Source organism: Novosphingobium mangrovisedimenti (genome assembly GCF_025153475.1).
Lineage (GTDB): Bacteria > Pseudomonadota > Alphaproteobacteria > Sphingomonadales > Sphingomonadaceae > Novosphingobium > Novosphingobium mangrovi_A.
In genome coordinates this window covers 1-306 of sequence record NZ_JANZXA010000077.1, presented here as the reverse complement: position 1 = coordinate 306, position 306 = coordinate 1, and the positions used below count along the sequence as shown (strand labels likewise).

The following is a 306-nucleotide window of genomic DNA, read 5'->3' as shown; positions in this document are numbered from 1 at the left end:
TACGGCACCGACGGTGCCGGCTCGGTGGGCTACAGCCTTGTCCTGACCGGCTCCAATGTCGGGTCCGGGCTCTACACGCTGGGTGTCGGCGGGGCGATGGGCAACGAGATCGTGCTCAACCAGTCGGGCAATACGGTCACCGGCTCCTACGGCGGCACGACCTATTTCACGATCAGCATCGACCAGACGACAGGCGTGGTCACCTTCGCCCAGAGCAACAACATCTGGCACGGCAGCACGGCGAGCGACGATGACAGCGAGGGCCTGACGCTGGCCAATGCGGCGGACCTCAAGGTCGTCCAGACG

Annotated in this window: 1 protein-coding gene; it reads left to right on the top strand. The window is 65.4% G+C overall.

From position 1 onward, the window contains the following. Positions 1–306: DUF5801 repeats-in-toxin domain-containing protein (locus tag NZK81_RS21540; protein WP_260048002.1), on the top strand; the 306-nt coding region annotated here is incomplete at both ends.